At 42.1% G+C, this 22601-nt stretch carries 22 protein-coding genes; 5 read left to right on the forward strand and 17 right to left on the reverse strand.

From position 1 onward, the window contains the following. Positions 1-2: 2 nt before the first annotated feature. Entirely contained in the window at positions 3-398 is a 396-nt protein-coding gene (locus tag ABFY09_RS07465; RefSeq protein WP_347983675.1) for a VOC family protein, read from the reverse strand. 134 nt (positions 399-532) lie between these two features. On the opposite strand from ABFY09_RS07465, the gene ABFY09_RS07470 reads away from it, so the two are divergent. After that, entirely contained in the window at positions 533-1108 is a 576-nt protein-coding gene (locus tag ABFY09_RS07470) for a CGNR zinc finger domain-containing protein (RefSeq protein ID WP_347983676.1), read from the forward strand. On the opposite strand, the gene fhuB is transcribed toward ABFY09_RS07470, so the two are convergent. The 13 genes from fhuB to def form a co-directional block, all read right to left on the reverse strand. Continuing rightward, a complete protein-coding gene (gene fhuB, locus ABFY09_RS07475) occupies positions 1098-3071 on the reverse strand; it encodes a Fe(3+)-hydroxamate ABC transporter permease FhuB (RefSeq protein ID WP_347983677.1) in 1974 nt (657 codons plus the stop codon). The two genes, ABFY09_RS07470 and fhuB, sit on opposite strands and share 11 nt — an antisense overlap. 25 nt (positions 3072-3096) lie before the next feature. Further along, complete coding sequence (locus tag ABFY09_RS07480) at positions 3097-4026, reverse strand: iron-siderophore ABC transporter substrate-binding protein (RefSeq protein WP_347983678.1); 930 nt, start codon at positions 4024-4026, stop codon at positions 3097-3099. Next, positions 4020-4787: an ABC transporter ATP-binding protein gene (locus ABFY09_RS07485; protein WP_347983679.1), complete on the reverse strand. Its 768-nt coding sequence runs from the start codon at positions 4785-4787 to the stop codon at positions 4020-4022. Before ABFY09_RS07485 ends, ABFY09_RS07480 begins: the two co-directional genes overlap by 7 nt. Next, a complete protein-coding gene (locus ABFY09_RS07490) occupies positions 4775-5548 on the reverse strand; it encodes a siderophore ferric iron reductase (RefSeq protein WP_347983680.1) in 774 nt (257 codons plus the stop codon). The genes ABFY09_RS07485 and ABFY09_RS07490 overlap by 13 nt, the downstream gene beginning before the upstream one ends. Beyond that, positions 5549-7705 (reverse strand): TonB-dependent siderophore receptor, encoded by a 2157-nt coding sequence (locus ABFY09_RS07495; RefSeq protein WP_347983681.1) that lies wholly within the window; start codon positions 7703-7705, stop codon positions 5549-5551. It lies immediately after the preceding gene. A 92-nt stretch (positions 7706-7797) separates the two neighbouring features. Further along, entirely contained in the window at positions 7798-8700 is a 903-nt protein-coding gene (locus tag ABFY09_RS07500; RefSeq protein WP_347983682.1) for an AraC family transcriptional regulator, read from the reverse strand. Between the two features lie 226 nt (positions 8701-8926). After that, a complete protein-coding gene (gene gmhB / locus ABFY09_RS07505; RefSeq protein WP_347983683.1) occupies positions 8927-9484 on the reverse strand; it encodes a D-glycero-beta-D-manno-heptose 1,7-bisphosphate 7-phosphatase in 558 nt (185 codons plus the stop codon). Between the two features lie 54 nt (positions 9485-9538). After that, positions 9539-10009: a Cys-tRNA(Pro) deacylase gene (gene ybaK / locus ABFY09_RS07510; RefSeq protein WP_347983684.1), complete on the reverse strand. Its 471-nt coding sequence runs from the start codon at positions 10007-10009 to the stop codon at positions 9539-9541. A gap of 39 nt (positions 10010-10048) precedes the next feature. After that, entirely contained in the window at positions 10049-11497 is a 1449-nt protein-coding gene (locus ABFY09_RS07515; protein ID WP_347983685.1) for a TrkH family potassium uptake protein, read from the reverse strand. Positions 11498-11607: 110 nt separating this feature from the next. Continuing rightward, positions 11608-12981 carry a Trk system potassium transporter TrkA gene (gene trkA / locus ABFY09_RS07520; protein WP_347983686.1) on the reverse strand — a complete coding sequence of 458 codons (1374 nt, stop codon included), beginning with the start codon at positions 12979-12981 and terminating at the stop codon, positions 11608-11610. A gap of 377 nt (positions 12982-13358) precedes the next feature. Next, positions 13359-14708, reverse strand: coding sequence for a 16S rRNA (cytosine(967)-C(5))-methyltransferase RsmB (gene rsmB / locus ABFY09_RS07525; RefSeq protein ID WP_347983687.1), 1350 nt, complete (start codon positions 14706-14708; stop codon positions 13359-13361). After that, a complete protein-coding gene (gene fmt / locus ABFY09_RS07530) occupies positions 14708-15703 on the reverse strand; it encodes a methionyl-tRNA formyltransferase (protein WP_347983688.1) in 996 nt (331 codons plus the stop codon). Before fmt ends, rsmB begins: the two co-directional genes overlap by 1 nt. A 71-nt stretch (positions 15704-15774) precedes the next feature. Then, a complete protein-coding gene (gene def / locus ABFY09_RS07535) occupies positions 15775-16293 on the reverse strand; it encodes a peptide deformylase (RefSeq protein ID WP_347983689.1) in 519 nt (172 codons plus the stop codon). Positions 16294-16516: 223 nt separating this feature from the next. On the opposite strand from def, the gene dprA reads away from it, so the two are divergent. Then, positions 16517-17788 carry a DNA-processing protein DprA gene (gene dprA / locus ABFY09_RS07540; protein WP_347983690.1) on the forward strand — a complete coding sequence of 424 codons (1272 nt, stop codon included), beginning with the start codon at positions 16517-16519 and terminating at the stop codon, positions 17786-17788. A gap of 61 nt (positions 17789-17849) precedes the next feature. Here dprA and ABFY09_RS07545 read toward each other — a convergent pair whose 3' ends face one another. Beyond that, complete coding sequence (locus ABFY09_RS07545; RefSeq protein WP_347983691.1) at positions 17850-18269, reverse strand: S4 domain-containing protein; 420 nt, start codon at positions 18267-18269, stop codon at positions 17850-17852. A 55-nt stretch (positions 18270-18324) separates the two neighbouring features. Here ABFY09_RS07545 and cysQ point away from each other — a divergent pair, with 55 nt between their 5' ends. Continuing rightward, positions 18325-19170: a 3'(2'),5'-bisphosphate nucleotidase CysQ gene (cysQ, locus tag ABFY09_RS07550; RefSeq protein WP_347983692.1), complete on the forward strand. Its 846-nt coding sequence runs from the start codon at positions 18325-18327 to the stop codon at positions 19168-19170. Positions 19171-19300: 130 nt separating this feature from the next. Here the strand turns inward: cysQ and ABFY09_RS07555 are convergent, their stop codons facing one another. Further along, on the reverse strand, positions 19301-19891 hold the full coding sequence (locus ABFY09_RS07555; RefSeq protein ID WP_347983693.1) for a TetR/AcrR family transcriptional regulator: 591 nt from the start codon (positions 19889-19891) through the stop codon (positions 19301-19303). A 91-nt stretch (positions 19892-19982) separates the two neighbouring features. Between ABFY09_RS07555 and fabF the strand changes: the two genes are divergently transcribed. Further along, positions 19983-21254, forward strand: coding sequence for a beta-ketoacyl-ACP synthase II (gene fabF / locus ABFY09_RS07560; RefSeq protein WP_347983694.1), 1272 nt, complete (start codon positions 19983-19985; stop codon positions 21252-21254). Positions 21255-21297: 43 nt separating this feature from the next. Here fabF and ABFY09_RS07565 read toward each other — a convergent pair whose 3' ends face one another. Next, positions 21298-22203, reverse strand: coding sequence for a LysR substrate-binding domain-containing protein (locus ABFY09_RS07565; protein ID WP_347983695.1), 906 nt, complete (start codon positions 22201-22203; stop codon positions 21298-21300). 118 nt (positions 22204-22321) lie between these two features. Between ABFY09_RS07565 and ABFY09_RS07570 the strand changes: the two genes are divergently transcribed. Further along, a complete protein-coding gene (locus ABFY09_RS07570; protein WP_347983696.1) occupies positions 22322-22519 on the forward strand; it encodes a hypothetical protein in 198 nt (65 codons plus the stop codon). Positions 22520-22601 lie beyond the last annotated feature (82 nt).

Genomic DNA, 22601 nt, shown 5'->3' on the forward strand with positions numbered 1-22601 from the left:
CTTTATAACTTGATCAATTCAAGACGAATGTTTCCAGGAATACGGCACATCATGTGTTGTATTCCAGTATTACCAAGTGGCTCAGGTTCAAATTCAATGGTCACGTCATCACGAGCTACAAATTGTTCATGTAATTTAGCTAATTCGGTTGTTTCTGCAACACGTAAAGCAAAGTGATGTAAACCAAGATTCGCTTTACGATCAAATGGCGTAGCTGTTGCCGGATCTTCTGCCTGCCAAAGTGTCAGCATAATAGTCCCATCACTCACAAAAATAGCAGGATAAGCAGGTCTTTCATCGACCTTATTAAAACCGAGCGCTTCGATAAAAAAAGTACTTGCCGCTTTTACATCAGAAACAGTAAGACCAAGATGATGGATGCCTTGAGTATGTGCCATAGAGATACTTCCTATCTTTCAATAATTGGAGTTTTCAAAATATAACCATTAAAAACATAACCGTTATAAACTGCATTTAATGGTTATATTATAAATCCTTTTATAACCTGTAAAGATTATTTATAATGGTTAGTATGAATAATCACAAACCTTCCTTTATCTATCTCGGCAATAGCCTTGCTATGGATTTTATCAATACACAATTTGCGTCTCACGAAGAGATCGTGGAGCGATTGACGTGCTTTGGTGATATTCATCAATGGGCAGCTCAAACTGGGATTGAATTAGACGCTTGTCAGTGCGACTCAGAAATTGAGGCAGTCTGGGAGCTGAGGGGGGCAATAAAAACCTTGATGGGAAACAAAGTTAATCAACAGACATTTTCTCAAGAAGCAGTAAAAGTTGTGAACTCTTACCTTTGTCATGCGCCTAATCAGCAGCAGCTATTAGTTGTTAATGACGGCATGACACTACAGCCGTTATGTAAGAAATTAACGCTTAATCAACTACTTGGTAAAATTTCCCATGAGGCAGCAGAGCTGCTGACCTCATCGAAAAGTGAACAAATCAAAGCCTGCTCGAACGAAAGGTGCATCCTCATGTTTTTGGACACATCCCGTTCCAAAAAACGCCGCTGGTGCAGTATGGAGAGATGTGGCAACCGCGCCAAAGCCGCTAACTTTTATCATGCTCATAAAGCTAATGGCTAACGTTTCTGCGATTTTTGAGTAAAATTAGAATAAAGTACGCACCACCAATAATCGCTACCATGGTGCCAGCTGCGAGCTGATTTGGGTGAATAATAGTTTGTCCTAGCCAATCTGAAAATTGCAGTAGGATTGCGCCAAGTAAAGCAGAAACAGACAGTTGTGATAGGACTGTTCGAGCGCCCAAAAGGCTAGCTAAATGAGGCGCGACAATGCTGATAAAGACGATGGGGCCAAGTAAGGCGGTGACAGACGCACACAAAGCAGCGGCCAGCATGAGTAATAATATGAAGCTTGGTTGCACTGCAACGCCACGAGCGGCGGCGGTGACTTTTCCCATAGACATGAGAGTCAGCAGTTTATGGAAACTAAGACTCAATAGAATCAGCACACTACTCACAATACCTAATAGAATGGCTTGATCTGGTGTAACGCGGTAAGTTGATCCAGCAAGCCAACGTAAAATGTCGTAAACCTCATCTGTACCCTTCATCAAGCTAAACTGAACCAGTGTTTCTATTAAGGCAGATAATGCCACGCCAGTAAGTATCATAGGTGCGGCCGCGAAACGGAAACGACGACTTAAGAGAAGCAAAATAATCAAAGCGGCCATACTGCCAATAAAGGCAATCAGCGGGCCCAGTTGCCCCATACGAATACCAAAGTAAGTACTAAACCCTACCATGGCTAATACGGCGCCAGCGGAGAGGCCAAGCAAATCAGGGCTTGCCAATGGGTTGTGTATCAACCTTTGCATAATCACGCCAGATACGGCCATGGCAGCGCCAGCGGATAAAGCGGACAGTAAACGCGGCCACTTGAGTTCCCAGCTAAATTCACTGGGCAGCTGAAAGACAAATTGGTTGATCTTAAAGTGAGAAAAAACACCCAATAGAATAATCGTAATAAGTAAGGCAAAGACAAAAAATAAGCCTTTTCTACTCAGTTGCGATTGTCCGCGCATTGTCTGAAAGCTGGTATTCGCTTCTTGGTTTTTCTGACGCTGTATGAGCCAGATCAGCATAGGCGCGCCGAGTAATGCGGTAGCGAGTCCCGTTGGTACGATATCGAAACTAAATGTGCTGATTAGTAAGGCAAGATTATCGGCCATAACAAGTATTAAGGCACCAATTAGGCTTGACCAATATAACTCAGAAGTAGCCGTTCGAGCGCCAATTAAACGAGCTAAGTTTGGCGATACCAAACCTAAGAAGCCAATAATTCCCACCATCGTAATCGCGGCGGATAACATCCAAAGACCACATAACATTAGCACCAAGAAAAGAGCCGTTACATTCAAGCCTCGGCCTTTGGCACCACTTTGTCCTAGACGCAATAACGTCAACGGCTTTCCTGCGTAAAGTAAAATAAAAATACCAATCAAACAGTGTGGCCACAACCAATGAAACTTATCCCAGCCATTTTGGCTAAGATCCCCTGCTCCCCAGATAAAGAGGTTTTGGGCGTACTCTTGATTTAATAAAATGAGCGCAATGGTAATGGCGCCAAATAACAAATTAACAGCCATACCAGATAGAACAATAGATAAGCCTGTTAATTGGTGAATACCGCTAATTAAGAGCACCAAAGAAAGCGCCAGTATGGAACCTGTCATAGCGGCCATTGCTTGATAATGAGTTTGGCCTTCTGGCCAAGCAATAGACAAAACAATCAAACCTAACCAAGCGCCACCAGATGTACCAAGAGTGGAAGGAGACAGCAGTGGATTACGTGTGAGTTGTTGAATGACGCTGCCAATCAAGCCAATACTGCTTCCTACTAACAATGCCATTGCTAATCTTGGCAAGCGTGAAAAAGCCCAATCAATTTGGTCGAAGTCTTGTTCTACATGGCCCTGAAGTATTTGCCACTGCGTCATCAGGCTAAGATTTGAATCAATTTGCAAAAAACTAAAAGCAAACAAACACAGAGCAATAACCGCTCCGTATTTTGATCTATTACTCATGGTGCTCATATTTACCAGTACTGTTTTAGTTGGGGAGTGACAGCAATGCGTCTGTCATGGCTTCAGCTAAGTATTGGAGCGACATAGCGCCACCATATGTCCAAGTGGATGCAATTGAGGCTACTTTGCCTTGCTGTACAAACGGCATGGCCTTCCATAATGGTGACATTTTGAGTTTGTCTTCTTCATAGAAAGGTTGGAAATACAAAAGCACATTGTCATCAACAGAACGTAAGAATTTAATTTTCTTTTGCGTCACGCCCCATTGTGTATTTTTAAGTGACAAAGCATTGTCGATACCGAGAGCATTAAGCGCATATTCCGGCATGGCATTTTTGCCATAGACATAAGCCGATGTGGTATTGGCAAATCGCATACTCGCTACTTTTGGCAGACCTTCTGGGTATTTTGCTTGCAGTTTTGCTTTAAGTTGACTCAGTACTTTTGTGCGATTTTCCAGTTTTTGAATGGCTATATTTTGTTTATCTAATAAAGTCGCAATGGTCAGGAAAACTTGATCAGCTGCTTCTGCGTTATTGTGGCCTTTTTGATAAGTATTAAAAAAGACAACTGGCGCGATCTTTTCTAATCTTGATTTCATACCTTCCAATGCGGCACCGATTAGAATCACATCTGGTTTAAGTTGCGCTAGTTTTTCCAAATTAGGTTCTGCTCGATCTCCTACATCTTGACTAGAACTGGGCAAAGCGGGTTTTACTACCCATTCTTGATAGCCTTTCATATCCGTTATAGCAATAGGTTCGACACCGAGTTCAATGACATTTTCAGTCAGTTCCCAACTTAAACTTGCTACTCGGCTGGGTGTTTCGGTAAAGGTCTTTTCGCCAAGGCTGTCTTCAATACGGATGTCAGCATACAACGCAGTGCTGACACAGCAGAGAATGCAAAGAACTGCTTTCTTTATATGAGGTAAAGCTGAAGTAAGTACTAACATACAATGGCCACCTTAGAATCATGTTGTGGATGTGGAATCAGAGACATTGGTACGCCATATAAGGCTTCCAATTGTTTGGCTTCCATCAGTGCATCTGGCGCACCTTGGAAAAGTACTTTGCCTTGTTTAATGGCCAATATGTGATCGGCATAGCGGGCTGCAAGATTGACGTCGTGAAGAATGAGTACCATTCCTTGGCCGGTTTCACGGTTTAGGGTTTGTAACAAATTCATCAATTCATATTGATGCGCCACGTCTAACGCAGAAGTGGGTTCGTCTAATAACAACACGGGCGACTGCTGAGCAAGCAACATGGCAATCCAAGCTCGTTGGCGCTCTCCGCCAGATAAGTCTTCTATCAATTGCTTGCTGTAAGTTTCTATTCCAACTTGTTGAATGGCATGACGCACAATCTCTTTGTCTTCGTTTTGTTGTTTCCCCCATGTTCCGCGCCAAGGGAAGCGCCCTAATTGAACAAGCTCTTCTACTGTGAGGCCAGACGAACTGGGTAAATGCTGAGGTAAAAAAGCGATCTGCTGAGCCAAGGTTCTCTGTGAAAAATGGGTCAAAGGTTGGTTATTAAAATGAACCTGACCGCTATCGGCTGTCATTTGGCGCGCTAGGCATTGCATCAAGGTGGTTTTGCCAGAGCCGTTATGACCTAAAATAACAGTAACTTTGTCGCTGGGAAGCGCTAATTGGGGAATGTCCAAAATTCGTCTTTGGTTTCTTTCTATCAAAATTTTGGTTAATTCAAACATAGGGTTTCCTGAGAATTTTTATCCTGACATTGTTTATGTTGTGATTGTTTATGTTGCCGAGGGCAATTAGAACAAATTTCTCCATCATTACGGCGAAAATGCAAACAACAGGTTCGTCGTATGAAACTTACCTTTTCGGCTTTTTTCTGTAGTCTGTTTAGTGGTGCTATGGGTAAATCTAAATGCTTGGCCCAAAGCGTGTATTCATGACTTATTGTCTCTATAGAAGCGAAAGGGTCAGCCAATAATACTGTGTCCATAATTTGATCAGCCAATAACGCTCTATAGAGCGTTTTTCTGCCTCCGTATAGAGCCAAGTGAGCTGCTTCATAAGCTTCAAAAAGAACGGCTAATTTTCTGGCGGTATAAGCAACAAGTTCGTGATGTTCAGCATGAAACCACTTACCTTCTGGTAACGCGTATCCTGCAATGTAATTGTGTTGCTGATCTTGGTGCAATTGATCTAAAGTCTGAGGTGTTTTCTTCAAATGATAAACACAAATTAGTGCCAAATAGATCGGCTGCCAACAGGATAGCCCCCAAGATCGTACACGCCAATAAGGCGCACCCGCTTCCGGGTGCACCTCTTGTAATACGAGAGATAAATGCTTCAGGAAAGGCTGAGTAGATGAAGCGGATAATACGTTATCAGTTCCATCGAACTCTTCCAGTCGCCGCCCTTCTAAAGCAGTTATGTAGCCTTTACTCTCAATGAAAAGGTCATTTAATAAATGCCCTTTCATATTATGGCTTTTAATCATTTAGAACTCATAACGACCTTTCAGCTCAAAAGAGCGATCAGCACCGTACCAACAAACATCTGTGCTGTAACAGCTGAAATAGGTTTCATCAAAAGCATTTGAGACAGCAAATTGAACACTAGCGCCTTCCCATTTTGGAGACAGTTGAGCTAAATCGTATCCAATAGAAAGGTCCACTAATGTATAAGACGGTACAGTGTCTGTATTCGCCGCATCCATTTGCATTTCTCCTATATAACGAATACCTGCTCCAAACGACGAACCGACTAATGCTCCTTGATTTGGTAGATAAGATAACCAAGTACTAAACTGCTGTTCTGGTATCTGGATCGGTGTATTACCCTCTATACCAGTTACATCCTTGGTAACTTCTACATCTTGGATACTTGCAGCAATTGATATTTGCACCTCTTGAGATAATGCAATAGAAGCGTCTAGTTCTATGCCTCGAGAGCGAATCTCACCCACTTGAAGTTCATTGTATAAATCATTTGGGTCCGCCGTTAAAACGTCTTTCTTTGTTATTTCATAGGCTGCAATACTGGCGGCTAAACCGCTTCCTAGGTATTTAACACCGGTTTCCCATTGCTCGGATGTTGTTGGGACATACGAGTTGCCAGAAGTGTCTTTACCCGCTTGAGGCTCAAAGCTTTGGGAGTAGCTAACAAATGGGGATAAGCCATTATCTAATTCATAAAGAGCCGCTAAACGTCCACTAAAGTTATTCTGGCTGCTGTTTTCTGTTGCGGCATTGTAGTAGAGCGTACCGCTTTCTTTGTAATCGTATTGATCGTAACGTCCACCTGCGATGAGAACCCATTGATCTAAACGAATTTGATCTTGTAGATAAAATCCTAATGTTGTTGTTTCGTAATCATGGTCGCTACCTTGGATTAGGCTAGCTTTTAATGCATTGGCATCAATTTGATTATTGTCTGGATTGTATATATTGATAGTCGGCACATTCAGGTAGGAACCAGTAGTGGTGTCCCATGCTGAGTCGAAGTCGCTGTAATTGGAATCTATATTTGAGTAGTCAATACCTACAAGAATATTGTGTTCTGCATCTCCTATATCAACGAATCCTGAAAGTTGGTTGTCAATAACCAAAGCAGTAGATTCTTCGTCTGTTGCATAAGCATAACGGTAGCCCGTTCCATCGTCACCAACGCCATAGACAAAAGCAGTTTCTTGGTAAATGTCAGCTGTTGTAAAGCGAGCATTCTGAAGGAAGTTCCAAGAGTCATTAAGCTGGTGGCTTAGTTTATAACCAAAGAACAGCACTTCACGTTCGGATGTTTCAAAGTTCTCATCACCTAAAAAAGTGTCAGAATCAAGTTGGCCATAGGTATCATTAACATAGACTGTACCAACACCAGGCAATGGAGCGTATACCCCCATACTTGGGTCATTTTGGTAGTACATATTAATGTTCAAAAGAGTGTTTTCACTAAGAGTTATATCCAGTGAAGGAGCAATCATAATCCGCTCTTCCGTCGACGTATTTGCTTGGCCGTCTTTGTTTCTAACCAAACCTAGAACGCGATAATTGATATTGTCAGATAGGGCTCCAGTAGAATCGAAAGAAACTTCTTTTTTACTATCACTGCCTAAGCCGATTTCAACCGAGCTTTTGCTTTCTTTTTGAGGGGCTTTACTGATTAAGTTAACCATCCCACCAGGTGGCATACTCCCATATAAAGTAGAAGCTGGGCCTTTAAATACTTCTATTTGCTCTACAGCAGTGGCATCGACTTGAGCTTGCAAGAACTGTTGGTTGTAGAGTAATGGGAGACCATCGTAATAAACTAAGTCGTTATCAAAGCCGCGAGTATTAAATTGATCCAACCTAGTTATAGCACCACCGCGTAGTTCAGTATTAATTGCTGCAGTATAGCGAAGTGCCTGATTAAGGCTTTCTACACTGCGTTCTTCTAGTTCTTCACTAGAGACAATCGAAATCACTTGAGGTGTTTCTTCTGGGTCAAGCTGAGTTTTTGTTGCTGTGTTGCGATACATTTGGCCTTTTACTTCAAGTGTATCTAGTGTATCAAGGCTTTCAGTATCTGTATTTGTTTCTTCTGAGTAAGCCAAGGAAGTAGATGTGGCAATTGCCACAGCCAGCAAAGTGGGTCTAAATGGTAAAGAAGGTTTCATTTTTGCTCCAATAATGAGAAACATTGGTGAGAATGATTGTCATTTTATTACTGTGTATGGAGTAAAACTTAACTTTTTGGTGCATAAGTCACTTAATGTTTACGTGACTTTGACGTAATACGAGGTTCGATCGGCAGCCAATATTCCATATAACTGTTTTTGCAGTCTGGTTTATAGTTCGGTGAATAGACTTCCAGTTCAAAGCCTGGGACATTGCAGTAATCGGATTCAGGCAACCAGTGAAAGAAGAACCACTCTACTGCGGACTCTAAAGCACTGACTTCACCGTGAACTGGAATCACGGCGTATTCCTGTTCAGGGATGAGAAGCGTGTTGTCTTGTAGAGCGTCATCGGTTGGGTACCCCGCCCAATATAAAAGCTCGTCTGGACGGTCGGCTCTTTCTCTTGTATCGATTACACCCATTGGCTTTTGAATCAGTTGGTCGATATGAGAGGGATGCTTTTCTGCGAATCCTTTCCAAACGGTTGGCACTTGCTCTATGAAGTTTGGAGTATTTGAGAACGGCCCGAATATCCAATCACAGTGCCCCATAAGTGTGAATGCAGGACGAGTTTCAATGCGAATTTGGGTGAAAGGAGTTGGTGCTACCCAGCTTCGTTTAGGGGTGCAGTATTTAAGCGGCGTTCGCAGCCCGACTCTTTTGCCACGTTGACGATATTCACGAGGTGAACATTGGAACATTTGTTTGAATGCTCGGCTGAAGCTAATTTCAGATTCGAAGCCACACAGAATTGCAATATCAATATGCTTACTTTGTGTATTAAGTAGCAGCTCAGCCGCGTTGCTCAAACGCAACTCTCTAACATACTGAGCAACCGTAAGCCCTGTCGCACTTCCAAAAACTCGCTGAAACTGCCAACGAGACCAGCAGCTTTTTTCAGCTAAATTGATGACATTAATAGGTTCATCAAGATGCTCATGAATGTATTCGAGCACTTTTTCAATGCGAATTAATGTAGTGGAGTTAGGCATAAAAGGTAACTTTTCATTTAACAATGATTATCATTTGATTGTAGCATGATCGATTCTGATATTTGACTACTAAGATCACTTTTTAACCAAAATAATGAGCAATGTGTTTTTATTGTGAGTAAGACTTTTTTATTAATAAATTTGGAAAAGACACTGGGTTAGTCATTGATTAGTAAAAAACACATAGAATGTGTGTACTTACTAACTTTATTTTGTTCTTCTTTAATTATGAATACTTAAACAAGGTTGCGATACTGAAGGCGGCTAAGTCTGTATAAATAGTGAATGGGAAATCTATTTTCTTATATTGAGTTTCACGGCCTTTTCCGGTTAATACCAACACAGGCGCACAACCACGAGCTTCGCCTGCCTGAAGATCCCTTAGAGAGTCTCCAACCATAATCGCTGGGTATTCTTGAAAAGATAAACCAAGCTGCATTTCGATCGCTTCTATCATGCCGCTTTTTGGTTTGCGACAAGTGCAATTGTCATCTGGGCCATGAGGGCAATATTCTATTCCAGAGATTTTGCCGCCCTCTTTTTCCACTAAACTGATCATCTTATCGTGCATAGCGTGTAATGTTGCTTCGTCATAATAACCACGAGCAATCCCCGACTGGTTTGTGACAACAAAGATTTGAAAGCCTGCTTTCGATAACGCCGCGATGGATTTAATGCTGCCTGGAAGAGGTATCCACTCTTCAACGGATTTTACATATTGATCTGAATCTTGATTAATCACGCCATCACGGTCTAGCAGAATAATGGGCTTAGTTTGTGCCATAAGAAATTGCCTTGATATAAATATGAATGAAATAGAGAGCAGCTTGTTAAAAGATTAAACTTGGCCAATGTCAGCGAATATTGCATTACGGCAAGTTTTACTGAGGTCTTGAGGAGATAAGCCAATATCTAATCCTCGTTGCCCTCCGCTCACATAGACTTTTGAAATGTTTTGCGCACTTTGGTCTATGCAAGTAATGAGGCTTTTCTTTTGTCCTATTGGGCTGATCCCACCAACCAAATACCCCGTTAAGCGTTCTGCTTCTTTCACATCGGCCATACGTAACTTTTTTACCTTGAATGCACTGGCGGCACGTTTCAAATTCAAGGTTCCAGTAACGGGAACAATAGAGACAAAGAATTGCTTGTCATCAGTAACTAATAAAGTTTTAAACACAGATACTGGGTCTAGGCCAAGTTTCTGAGCGGCCTCTTCTCCAAAATTTGAGCAGTTAGCATCGTGCTCATATTCATGAATACTGAATGGTACTTTTTGCTTTTTCAGTTGGTTTATTGCTGGTGTCATGTGCTCTTGTCCACTTCTTAGAGATTACCTTTGTCTTGTTTATTTTTGCCAAAACATTGGCGTAAATAATACCAACAAAGTGAATACTTCCAGACGGCCTAACAGCATAGAGAAACACAACATCCATTTTGCAGGGTCGCCAATGCTTTCAAAGCTTGCTGCAACGTCACCCAAACCAGGCCCAAGGTTATTTAGCGTGGCTGCCACCGCAGACCAAGCTGTTACTTGGTCTAATCCTGTTGCCATCAAACCTATCATCAAACTGATATAGACCAGCAAGTAAGCAGAGAAAAAGCCCCATACGGCAGAAACGACTCGTTCTTGAATTGCCTTACCTCCAACCTTAACTGGAATAACGGCGTTAGGGTGAATCAAACGTTGAATTTCACGCATGCCCTGCTTAAGAATCAACAGAATACGAATAACCTTCATACCGCCACCAGTTGAGCTGGCACAGCCGCCAACAAAGGAGGTAACAATTAATAAGAAAGGTAAAAAGTGTGGCCAGCTTGAGAAGTCGGATGTGCTGAATCCAGAGGTTGTTGCAATGGAAACACTTTCAAATACCGCATAGCGTAAAGAGGTTCCCCAATCAAAAGTGGCTGTCATTGCCAATACTAAAGTAGACAGCAAGACTGTGCTTGATAGAAGGAATAAGAAGAATCGTGCTTCAGGGTCTTTGAAATAATGCCAAACGCTTTTATGTCTCCAAGCGAAAAAATGCAGTGCAAAGTTAAATGCGGAAACAATCATGAAGAATGTACAAATAAGCTCAATAGCGACGCTATCAAAATAACCGATACTGGCATCGTGAGTTGAGAAACCACCAATAGCCACAGTTGAAAAACTGTGGCAAATGGCATCAAACAAGCTCATTCCAGCAATCCAATAACCTAAAGCACATACGCTAGTGAGGGTTGCATAAATGTACCAAAGCGCTTTTGCGGTTTCGGCAATGCGTGGCGTGAGTTTAGTATCTTTTACTGGGCCAGGTGTTTCTGCTCGATAAAGCTGCATACCCCCGATGCCTAACATCGGCATGATAGCCACAGCTAAAACGATGATACCCATACCACCTAACCAAGTAATCCATTGGCGATAAAATAGGATGGATTTCGGTAAATCATCAATCCCTGTCAAAATGGTCGCCCCCGTTGTTGTGAAGCCAGACATGGATTCAAACAAGGAGTCAGTAAAAGAAAGGTCTGGGTTTTCAGATAGGAAAAACGGCACTGAGCCGAAAAGACCAAGTACTGTCCAGAAAAGAACGGTGACCAAAAAGCCATCTCGAATCTTTAATTCCCCTCTCGCCTTTCGAACAGGAAACCAAAGTAAAAAGCCACCTAATAAGTTGACTGCCAGCGCATACAAAAAAGCATCTAGCGCGCCATCGTTATAAATCAGAGAAACAATAATGGGAGGAATCAGTGAGATACTGAAAACCATAACCAATAAACCAATGACACGGGTGATGACACTAAAATGCATATTTGTTTCCTAGAGCCTAATAACATTGATTAGGCGCCCGTTAAGATTCCAACAAACTTTGGCTTCCTATTCTTTTTCTGGCAGAAAAAGAATGTACTTAAATACCACTATTAAAAGAAAGTTAACCCTACTTGGAAAAGTTGCTCCACAGCAGGGATTTGCTTTTTATTGGTGACGAAAAGAATAACGTGATCTTCTGCTTGAATAACCAACTCGCTGGTGGCAGTGATAAGGTCGTCTTCTCGAACGATAGCACCAATGGTTGCACCTTCAGGCAGGTTAAGATTAGCAATGCTTCGCCCTACTACTTTAGAAGAACGATAATCGCCATGAGCAACGGCTTCTAACGCTTCCGCAGCGCCTTTGCGCATAGAGTGAACGTTTACAACGTCACCACGGCGAATGTAACTTAAAAGAGAGCTGATCGTCGTTTGCTGAGGTGAAATGGCGATATCTATCATGCCTTCTTGAACAATATCCACATACGCTGGGTTATTGATAATGGTCATAACAGTACGAACACCGAGTACTTTTGCCAGCATAGAAGACATGATATTGGCTTCGTCATTGTTGGTTAGAGCACAGAACACATCCGTTGATTCAATGTTCTCCTCAAGCAAAAGTTCTTGCTTAGAAGCGTCTCCATTCAGCACGATCGTGTTATCTAATGTCTCTGATAGATAGCGACAACGCTCGGCATCTCGTTCAATGATCTTAACGCGATATTCTTTTTCTAAGCTCTGAGCCAAACGCTCACCGATGTTACCACCGCCCGCGATAATGATTCGACGATAAGGAATATCAAGCGGACGTAATTCACTCATAACATCGAGAACATCACGCTGAGCCGTAAGAAAGAAAACCTCATCATTAGCGCGAATGTAAGTATTGCCGTCAGGAGAAATAGATTTTCCGTCTCTATAGATTGCGGCGATTCGGGTCTGAATTGATGGCATGTGTTCTTTGAGAAAGCTGATTTGCTGGTCAATCAGAGGACCACCTTTTTCCGCTTTTACAACCACGAGCTGAACTTTACCTTCTGCAAACTCCATTACTTGCAATGCGCCAGGGTAACGAATCAATCTGCTTAAATGCTTGGTTACTTCTTTTTCTGGACTGATGCGAACGTCCATTGGCATTGCTTGGTCGCAGAATAGCTCAGGACATTTTGAATAAGCGCTGGAGCGGATACGGCCAATCTTTGTTGGTGTTTTAAATAAAGTATGAGCAACCTGACATGCCACCATATTGGTTTCATCTTGGTTACTAACGGCAATGAGCATGTCTGCATCATTACAGCCTGCTTGATCAAGCACATCTGGGTGTGATCCGTTGCCTTGCACTGTTTGAATGTCTAGCCTGTCTTGTAGCTCTCTAAGGCGATCTAAATCTTTATCAACAACTGTAATGTCGTTATCTTCACTTGCTAGGTTTTCTGCAAGCGTGGCACCAACCTGCCCCGCGCCTATAATAATGATTTTCATATTCTGCCTTAGAGCCGGATGTGTTTTGAGACTCTGCGTTTGGTGTTCTTGTTTATCTAGGCTCTTGCGGTTAATGGAATCACACCACAAGGCTTTTAATTAAGGTAGGCTAAGTTTAACTACTTCAGCGGAAATATTTAACTTGATCTTGGAAAATACTTGTAATTATTTTGGCTTATTTTCTATGGCCTTCGATTCTTAATATTTATTGTTGTTAAGCATTTTAAATCGGTTTGAAAGTTGTTGGTTTGAAGTTTTTTGCTGTTACAAGCGGATAAAAAACACCCTGCCAACTGTGTTCCATGTGAAACAGTTAGCCGGGCTATGCTTAAAAACAAAATATTTATCAATAACTTGCCTGTACCTGATAAGGTACTTTACTTATCTATCTTTTGTAGCAAACAATAATAGAAACCATCATGACCTTCTAAACTAGGAAATAGTTGGCGGCCGTGACTGACAGGAATCCCCCATTCTAACTCAAAATCTTGATTAAGCGTGTTGAGTGAAACCTCTCTAGCATCGGGATGTTCTTTTAGAAACTGATGCACTTGCTGTTCATTTTCTTCTGGCATCAGTGAGCAAGTTGCATAAAGCATAAAGCCATTTGGTTTAAGTGTTTTCCAGACTTGGCTTACTATCTCTTTTTGTATTTCAACAAGTTCAGTGATGTCTGCAGGTTTGCGATTAATTTTAATATCTGGGTTTCTACGAATCACTCCTGTAGCAGAACAAGGAACATCCAATAGAATTTTGTCGAATTGTTCTCCGTCCCACCAAGCATCTAGATCACCAGCGTCTGCACAGATCAAATGAGCAGAATAGCCCAGACGCTCAAGGTTGGATTCTATTTTTTCCATTCGCCAAGGCTCTAGTTCAACAGCGGTTAATTCAATGTCGGTTGCTTTTTCTAAAAGGTGCCCTGTTTTTCCTCCAGGTGCTGCGCAAGCATCAAGCACTTTTTCTTCAGGGTTAGGAGAAAGGATATGTGCAGATAGCTGAGCTGCTTCGTCTTGTACGCTAGAGAAACCTTCTTCAAAGTTTGGTAACTCAGCCACTTTTACTGCCTTTCTTAGGTACAAAGATGATGGAGAAAAGAGACCTGTATCTGATTTTATGCCTAACTCTAGTAATTGTGCTTGGTATGTTTCACGTGAAACCGAACTTTCATTTATTCGAATACACATTGGGGGATGCGTATTACTCGCTTCTATTATTTGCTCAAGATGGTCTGGCCAATGCTTATTAAAACGTTTTACTAACCATTTTGGATGGTTATATTCAACAGATGGCATAGATTCCAAGTTTGCTGTTATTTCATCACCTTCTCTTTGGTAGCGACGTAAAACAGCATTTATTAGTTTTGTCGCCCAATCTTTCTTAAGTATTCGACAAGCTTCTACTGATTCATTCACTGCTGCGTGATCAGGAGTATTCATATAGTTAAGTTGATATAGGCCCAAAAGTAAGGTTGCGTATAAATCTGTATCCTTTTCATCAAAAGGATGTGAAAGCAAATTTAGTGCAATACTATTCAGCTTCGGATACTGACGGCAAACACCAAAACAGAGTTCTTTTAACAAAGGGATATGTTCGCTTGCCACGCTAGTTTGATGGCGAGCGAGTTGGGTACTCAAAGAGCCTTGCTGAAGAAGAATATTAGCAATGATCTCTATGGCAACTTGCCGAGCACTGTGCTGAATTGATGTTGTATCAGATGCTTTCATTATAATGCTTGCTCATCTTTGTTTATGCCTAAGCATTGACCGATTTCCAAAGCCGATTTATGTTTGCCATTTAATGCGTCTTGAACCTTTATTCGTTTCCCGCCTGCAAATTGGACTTCAGTAATCAATAAACTTCCTTGGCCGGTTGCAACCGCAATTCCCTGTTTATTAGACTCTAGAATCTCACCAGGTTTTTTAGCATTTTGATTACCATCTCCTGCCATTTTAGCGCTATGTATTTTCATCACGCCTTCACTGTTTGTTGTATAAGCAGAAGGCCAAGGCGATAGACCGCGGATTTGGCGTTCGATCAAGTCGGCAGGTTCAGACCAAACAATATCCCCTTCCTGCTTTGTTAGTTTCGATGCATAACAGGTTTGGCTTTCATCCTGTTGTTCTGGGACGAGCTCATCACGTCTAAGCTTTTCTAGGGAAGCAACTAACGCTTCGCCACCCAAAGGTGCGAGTCGATCATGAAGCGAAGCGTAAGTGTCTGTGGGAAGGATGTCGCAATAGTTTTTTAGTAGCATGTCTCCTGTGTCTAATCCCACATCCATTTGCATTATGGTAATGCCTGTTTGCTTGTCATCTGCGATCAAGGCGCGATGGATAGGAGCCGCTCCACGCCAACGAGGCAGGATAGAAGCATGCACATTGATGCAACCCAGTTTGGGTGTGTCTAAAACCGCTTTAGGTAAGATGATGCCGTAAGCCGCTACGATCATGATGTCAGCATTTAGGTTTGCTAGAACTTGTTTATCTTCATCCAGCTTAAAGTTGGTAGGCTGAAAAACCTCAATGTTGTGAGTAATAGCCAATTGCTTTACTGGGCTTTGCACCAGTTTCTTACCTCGCCCTGCTGGACGATCTGGCTGAGTGTAAACGCCGACTAATTCATAGTGATTAGCGTTTTGATGATCAAGCAATGCTTGTAAACTTGCTGCTGCGAATTCCGGTGTTCCAGCAAAAACAATGCGAAGTTTTGTTTGTGACATAGATTGTTCCTTAATAAAAAAATCAGGCCTTGGCCTGATTTTCAAAACAGATAAGAATAGTGAAAGTCTGTTTAGCCTCTGTTTTTAAGAGCCTGCTTTTGAGCCTTTTCAAGTTTGCTCTTAATGCGATTTCTTTTTAGAGGTGATAAGTAATCCACCATAAGTTTTCCATCTAAGTGATCGACTTCATGCTGTACACACACAGCCATCAATTCATCGACTTCCAATTCAAATGGCTTGCCATGACGATCCAATGCTTTCACCTTTACTTTGGCAGCACGATAGATGTGTTCATAAAAACCAGGTACAGATAAACAGCCTTCTTGGAATTCATTCGCGGCTTCATCAAGAATTTCAAACTCTGGATTGATAAAGACAATCGGCTCATTACGTTCTTCTGAGAAATCCATAACAACCAAACGGTGGTGATAGTCGACTTGAGTTGCCGCTAATCCGAGTCCATTTTCGTCATACATGGTATCAAGCATGTCATCGATTTGAACTTGAAGCGCATCAGTAAACTCAGTGATGGGTTGGGCGACTTTGCGTAAACGTTTGTCTGGGTATTCTAGTACGGGTAAAACGGCCATGATCTTTTTCCAACAATATCTCTATTCGTGAGTGAAGACGATCTCTTCTACTCTTTTAATGGGGTTATTGTAACGCAACTCTTTCCATTGATCAGTCTTCTCATGGCGGTTTTTTGGTCAATATGATTGAATGGGTTTATAGTCAAAGTTAATTTGCACCTAGTTAGATTATTTTAGGCAAGGAATGCCTATGTGTTTTAGTGAATCGCAAGGAAGCCGTCTTATGGAAAATTCTCGTTTAGCGGGTTTAACAAAAGCCGATTGGCTGTGCTTTAGCTTCTTAGAAGGTATTGGCCCCGCACGTTTATCTCGTCTCTATACTTACCTGAATCAACTTCAAAAGCACTCTTCAGATCAAGAGCTCATGACTCAATTGTTATTTGAAGACGATCAAGAATCTGGAAGAGCTTTATCTTATGAGTTATTAAGGGCTTTAAAGTGGCCCGAAATTACGGCTCGGCAAGCGATGGATTATCTTTCAAGCGGAACTCTTTCAAATGAGCAAAAGCAAAAATGTGATGACACGCTGGCTTGGCTCGAAGCAGAGAATCACCATTTGATTCTGCAAGAAGACAATGATTACCCCGAAGAGTTAAAAGAGATCAATGTTGCTCCTGCATTTCTTTATCTTGAAGGAAACAGAGATGTTCTAACGCACCCTAAAATTGGCATTGTTGGTGCCCGAAAATGCACTCGCTATGGTCGTGATGTGACTTTCCAGTTTGCAAAAAAGTTATCCGATTATAGAGTCTGCGTCGTAAGTGGAGGCGCTATGGGAATCGATACTGCTGCTCATCAAGGTGCATTAGAGAGTCAAAAAACACCAACTATTGTTGTAGCGGGGACAGGGTTATTGCATAGATATCCGAATCGTAATCTGCCTCTCTTTGAGCAAGTATTAAAACAAGGTGGTGCAATAATAAGTGAATACCCACTAACAACTTCTCCTAGACCTCACCTATTTCCGCCTCGTAATCGAATTATCAGTGGTTTGAGTATGGGGGTTCTTGTTGCGGAAGCTTCAATAAAAAGTGGTTCTTTGATCAGTGCCAGCTATGCAGTACAGCAAAATCGTGAAGTGTTCGCTTTGCCCGGTCGTTTGTCTGATCCGCAATCAGAAGGTTGTCATCAATTATTACGACAGGGAGCGACCTTAGTGCGTTCTGTAGAAGATATCTTAGATGAATGCTCTCTTATTCGTCTTGTGGCTCCCTCTACTTGCAAAAGGGAAAGTAACAAATCCAGCGAAAAACGCGAGATTAAAAAAGAGCATACGCCCGCTTTGGTTATCCCCTCTTTGAAACCTTTATCGGATAAGGTGTCCGATGAAGCAAGGTTTGTGGCTGCGCTATTGGAAAAGGAAGCTGAGGCTATGGATTTTGATATGCTCATACGGCAAACAAAGCTAAATGCTGGAATCATGATGCAGGTATTGATGGAGCTTGAATTGTTAGGCTGTATTGATAACCGTGAAGGTTTGTATAGCCGGTGTTAGATTGATAATAGCCTTGCACGATTGAGGCATTTAACATCGTGCAAGGGAATAACAAGAGAGCTTAATCTCTGTCGCTGAAAATATCTTTCTTGAGCTGCTTGATATCACGACGCTCTTTTTTGTTTGGTTTATGGTCTGCCATGATACGACCACCATAAGATTTATTTTCCAAAGCGCGACGTTCTCGCTTCTCAATAGACTCTTTGGTTTCTTCATAAAGTAGTTGTGCTTCAGGTGCGCCACGCCGCTGTCCACTGATCGCTTTAATCTCAATGACCTTTTCATCCCAACCCACTCGAATACCGATTAAGGCACCCACTTCAACATTACGACTCGCTTTACCTTTGCTGCCGTTGTAAGTCACCTTTCCTCCATCAATCGCATCTTTGCAAAGAGAGCGTGTCTTGTAAAATCGTGCGGCCCAAAGCCACTTATCTAAACGAACAGCTTGTGGTGTAGACTGCTTTTCTGCTTTACTCATAAGTCTGTTTTACTCATAAAATATGTTGACCGTATTTATTGTCATAGAGGCTGTCATGAAGGACGTTAGTTCACACCCTATTTTTCAAGCTCTTCAAAAAATAATACACGATGCCGCTGATGTGATCATGGATATTTATCAACGTGCAGATTTAGGTGTAGAGCAAAAATCGGATGATAGCCCTGTGACAGCAGCTGACCTAGCTGCCCATAATGTCATATTAGCTGGATTGAAAACACTCACATCTGATATCCCTGTTTTATCCGAAGAAAGTACGGGTGCCGCGGTGACTTTTGAAGAGCGATCTAAATGGTCGATATTGTGGGTTGTCGATCCACTAGACGGTACGAAAGAATTTATTAAGCGAAACGGCGAGTTCAGTATCAACATCGCGCTTGTTGAAAACGGCGAACCTATTGTCGGAATGGTATATTTACCAACGACAGCAGAAGGCTACTTTGGTGTTACTCGATCATGGAAAGATTTGCCAACAGGAGCGATAAAATGGCAAGGAAACGAATACGAAAGTATTAATGTTCGAGAACCTCGAGAACCAATCATTGCTATGACCAGTCGCAGCCATGGCCCTGCTCTACCGAAAGACCTGAAAGAAACCCTAAAGCTAACTTACGAACAAGTGAGAGAGTTGCCAAAAGGGAGTTCAATAAAAGGCTGTCGTATTGCCGAAGGTATTGCGGATTTGCATCTTCGTCGAGGCCCGACAAGTGAATGGGACACGGCTGCTCAACAAGCCATCATAGAAGCAGCAGGTGGTATGCTAGTGACACCTACTGGAAAACCTTTCCGCTATAATCAACGTAAGACACTTCTTAATGGCCACTTCTTTGTTTCTGGCCCTGAAATAGCACCGAGTATCATTGATTGGTACAAGAAAGATTAAAAAGCCTTGGCCCTATCTGTAACCACTTAAAAATCTACAAAGTCTGTAAAATGTTTCACGTGAAATAATTTGGTAGGAATTCATAAACAAAACAATCAAATAGCCTTTTTCACTAGTGAAAAAAGACGGATTAACCTGTCACCTTGAGGCTATTGTTTAGGCGATGAAATATGCGTGTTTGAGCTCTATTTAAAAAGTCTTTTTGTAATGACTGAGTGAAAGAGCGTGCAATAGCAACGGTTCCCACAAGAGAGACGACAGTTTCTTCAGCCAATTCTTCTGCTTCCTGACTTCCTCGTTTTCTTAAAATTCCTGCAAGTCGTTCCACTAGATCATCAAAACAGTCCTGATACGCCTGACGAACTTTTTCATCTTTATGAGCGGCATCGGTCACAAGAAACTCTAGAGGTGAAGGATGCTCTTTATCCGTTCTCCCCCAACTTAAATAACGAGATACCAAGGCTTTTAGGTGAGTCTCTTTTTCTTCTGTATTTTTATGATCTCTTGCCCAAAAAGCATGGGAGCTGGCAAAAGCCATAGCGGCTTCATACAAACTACTTTTACCTGAAAAATGAGCGTAAAAAGCGCCATGAGTCATGTCTGCTTTTTTCATGATTTGTGTCAGCGTGACACGATCAAAACCATAGGAACAAAACAGCTTTGCAGCCGCTTGTAAGATGCGTTGACGGGTTTGTTCTTTGTGCTCGGGTGTGTAAGGCATATTTAGTCTCCTAAATATTATCTTGATCATATAAAGACTCACTCTAGCATGGGTGTTTTCGTAATGTCGAATTCTAGCTTGGGGTGTTCTTATGTTATCGAAACAACGTATTGTTATTACAGGAATGGGATTAGTATCTCCTTTAGGTTTGGGAGTCGAATCAGTCTGGAAACGTTTAATTAGTGGTGAGTCTGGTATTAACAAACTTCCTACGGATTTATCAGATGGATTAAATACGCACATTGCCGGGCAAGTGCCGAGTCATACAGAGCAAGAAAATGGTTTGAATGAAGCGGATTATTTATCTCCTAAAGAAAGGAAGCGAGTCGATTTGTTTACGCTGTTTGCATTGGCGGCAGCCGATGAAGCCTTAACTCAGGCGAATTGGTTCCCTGAAGATAAAGCGGACAAAGAGGCAACGGCGACTATTATTGCTACTGGCATTGGTGGCTTGCCGACCATTACTCATGCGCAATCAGTTTTAACGGAACAAGGTGCACGACGCTTATCCCCTTTTACGGTTCCTGCTTTTCTTGCCAATCTTGCGGCGGGTAATGTCTCCATCAAATATGGGTTCCAAGGGCCAATTGGTACACCTGTCACGGCCTGCGCAGCGGGTGTGCAAGCCATTGGAGATGCGATGAGAATGTTGCGTACTGGAGAAGCCAAAGTTGCCTTAGCAGGTGGCACAGAAGCGTGTATTGACCCATTGTCTCTTGCTGGCTTTGGAGCTTTAAAGGCATTATCGACGAACAATGCTGAACCTGAAAAAGCTTCTAGACCTTTTGATAAAGACAGAGAAGGTTTTGTGATGGGAGAAGGCGCTGGGTTGATTGTGCTAGAAACGCTTGAACACGCTTTGGCTCGTGGTGCGACACCGCTAGTTGAAATCGTGGGTTATGGCACCAGTGGCGATGCGTATCATTTAACATCAGGTCCAGAAAGTGGAGAAGGTGCGGCCCGCGCTATGTCGGCAGCACTTACTATGGCGGAAGTATCGGCTAATCAAATTGGTTATGTGAATGCTCACGCCACTTCTACTCCTGTGGGTGACCGAGGAGAAATCAATGCGCTTCGTAGTCTCTTTGATGAGAACATTTCCAACGTACCTATCTCTTCAACCAAATCGGCAACGGGACACCTTCTCGGTGCAGCTGGTGGTGTGGAAACCATTTTTAGTGCTCAGTCATTAATCTGTGGCGTTCTACCGCCTACGCTAAATCTAGAGGAGCCAGAAGAGACCATGGCAGATCTGGATTTGATTCCCAAAGTGGCTCGTAATAAGCAAGTAGATTATGTCTTGTGTAATGGTTTTGGCTTTGGTGGCGTGAATGCCGCTATTATTTTGAAGCGCTATGTTTAAAAGCTAAGATGAATCACTGTGAGTGATTTGGAAAGGGCTAAGTCTAAGCCCTTTTCTGTCCGTTGTGTTTTACTTCGTCCATTAGCCAATTTACAAAGGCTTCAATTCTTTCTTTTCGGGAAGAGTTCTTGGCGTAGTTTACGTAAAACTCTATGCGGTTCTTTAATCCATTTGGAAAGATTTGTAAGAGAGAGCCTTGGTCCAGCTCCTCTTGCACCATAAATCTAGGGCACAAGAAAACACCGTGCCCTGCTTTTACAGCATTGATTCCCATATACCAAGAGCTTACTTCAGCGCATAAAATGTCATTGTCCAAGGTAGGGATTTTTTGTTCTTCAAACCAAGTGTTCCAACGATAAATAGAAGTGTCCACTTGTATTAACCAACATTGGAATAAATCCGAAGGAGATTCAAGTCGCCTTCTGACGGCCAACTCTGGTGAACAAACAGGAATCACTTCAGAAGATAAAAGTAAGCTTTGTACCGTATTGTCTTGATGGTTTACTTTGTTATCGATGGTTACATCGACTGAACCAGAATGAATGTCTTCTCTTTCATCCGATGAAAAAAGTTTAATGCTTACTTCTTGGTGTAAATCGGAAAAACGCCACAATTTCGGCATGAGCCAGAGTGATACGAAGCTTTGCAGTCCAGAGACTTGGAGTGTTCCTCCAATTGGCTCAAGTTTGACGCTTTCCAGCCCTCTTTTTATGTGATCAAACGCCAGCGATAAATGCTCGGACAATGTTTGTCCTTGGCTCGTTAGTCGCATTTCTCTACCAGAACGATAAAAAAGTGCTACCCCTAGATACTCCTCTAATAGGCGAATTTGCTGGCTGACTGCGGCTTGTGAAACATGCAGTTGTTCTGCTGCTTTGGTATAGCTCAATGTTTTACATGCGACAGAGAAATAATGAGTGGCTTTTAAGTGGGTGACGCGAGTACTCATAATGCATTCCTAACAAATGACAATCCATAAGGTTTTCTAATTTTATCTGTTAGAAAACATCATTCGTTTTTACCCCTTTTGGACCACAAAATAAAGTTCTTATGAAACGGAGGTAGTTATGTGGACTTTATTGGTTTGGGTGAATGACAAAATTATTAGCGGCTATCAGTCTTTAGAAAAATGCTATCTAGAACATAAAGCGAAAAAGAAACATGGCCAACAAATGATACGCTCTCGTCAACTTCCTGAGTATTTACGCCGAGATATGGGGCTTCCCCCTTACAATACGCACTCACAAGAAGAGAAGAATACCTAAGAGCTTAATAAGGGTTATGTGACAAATTACAGAAGGTCTCCCGTTGGTAAGGCATATTCTTGCGCAATACCAGTGTGAGAGC

Origin of the sequence: Marinomonas sp. 5E14-1, assembly GCF_039939215.1 — a bacterium.
In the GTDB taxonomy this organism is placed as follows: domain Bacteria; phylum Pseudomonadota; class Gammaproteobacteria; order Pseudomonadales; family Marinomonadaceae; genus Marinomonas.

Excerpts from the sequence above, each read along its gene's own strand:
- gmhB (WP_347983683.1), bottom strand. The coding sequence starts at position 9,484 with ATGGCACAAACTAAGCCCATTATTCTGCTAGACCGTGATGGCGTGATT.
- cysQ (WP_347983692.1), top strand. The coding sequence starts at position 18,325 with ATGAAGGACGTTAGTTCACACCCTATTTTTCAAGCTCTTCAAAAAATA.
- ABFY09_RS07470 (WP_347983676.1), top strand. The coding sequence starts at position 533 with ATGAATAATCACAAACCTTCCTTTATCTATCTCGGCAATAGCCTTGCT.
- ABFY09_RS07515 (WP_347983685.1), bottom strand. The coding sequence starts at position 11,497 with ATGCATTTTAGTGTCATCACCCGTGTCATTGGTTTATTGGTTATGGTT.
- ABFY09_RS07565 (WP_347983695.1), bottom strand. The coding sequence starts at position 22,203 with ATGAGTACTCGCGTCACCCACTTAAAAGCCACTCATTATTTCTCTGTC.
- ABFY09_RS07545 (WP_347983691.1), bottom strand. The coding sequence starts at position 18,269 with ATGAGTAAAGCAGAAAAGCAGTCTACACCACAAGCTGTTCGTTTAGAT.
- ABFY09_RS07465 (WP_347983675.1), bottom strand. The coding sequence starts at position 398 with ATGGCACATACTCAAGGCATCCATCATCTTGGTCTTACTGTTTCTGAT.
- ybaK (WP_347983684.1), bottom strand. The coding sequence starts at position 10,009 with ATGACACCAGCAATAAACCAACTGAAAAAGCAAAAAGTACCATTCAGT.
- ABFY09_RS07570 (WP_347983696.1), top strand. The coding sequence starts at position 22,322 with ATGTGGACTTTATTGGTTTGGGTGAATGACAAAATTATTAGCGGCTAT.
- def (WP_347983689.1), bottom strand. The coding sequence starts at position 16,293 with ATGGCCGTTTTACCCGTACTAGAATACCCAGACAAACGTTTACGCAAA.
- ABFY09_RS07555 (WP_347983693.1), bottom strand. The coding sequence starts at position 19,891 with ATGCCTTACACACCCGAGCACAAAGAACAAACCCGTCAACGCATCTTA.
- ABFY09_RS07490 (WP_347983680.1), bottom strand. The coding sequence starts at position 5,548 with ATGATTAAAAGCCATAATATGAAAGGGCATTTATTAAATGACCTTTTC.
- fmt (WP_347983688.1), bottom strand. The coding sequence starts at position 15,703 with ATGTCACAAACAAAACTTCGCATTGTTTTTGCTGGAACACCGGAATTC.
- ABFY09_RS07485 (WP_347983679.1), bottom strand. The coding sequence starts at position 4,787 with ATGTTTGAATTAACCAAAATTTTGATAGAAAGAAACCAAAGACGAATT.
- ABFY09_RS07480 (WP_347983678.1), bottom strand. The coding sequence starts at position 4,026 with ATGTTAGTACTTACTTCAGCTTTACCTCATATAAAGAAAGCAGTTCTT.
- fhuB (WP_347983677.1), bottom strand. The coding sequence starts at position 3,071 with ATGAGTAATAGATCAAAATACGGAGCGGTTATTGCTCTGTGTTTGTTT.
- trkA (WP_347983686.1), bottom strand. The coding sequence starts at position 12,981 with ATGAAAATCATTATTATAGGCGCGGGGCAGGTTGGTGCCACGCTTGCA.
- dprA (WP_347983690.1), top strand. The coding sequence starts at position 16,517 with ATGGAAAATTCTCGTTTAGCGGGTTTAACAAAAGCCGATTGGCTGTGC.
- fabF (WP_347983694.1), top strand. The coding sequence starts at position 19,983 with ATGTTATCGAAACAACGTATTGTTATTACAGGAATGGGATTAGTATCT.
- ABFY09_RS07500 (WP_347983682.1), bottom strand. The coding sequence starts at position 8,700 with ATGCCTAACTCCACTACATTAATTCGCATTGAAAAAGTGCTCGAATAC.
- rsmB (WP_347983687.1), bottom strand. The coding sequence starts at position 14,708 with ATGAAAGCATCTGATACAACATCAATTCAGCACAGTGCTCGGCAAGTT.
- ABFY09_RS07495 (WP_347983681.1), bottom strand. The coding sequence starts at position 7,705 with ATGAAACCTTCTTTACCATTTAGACCCACTTTGCTGGCTGTGGCAATT.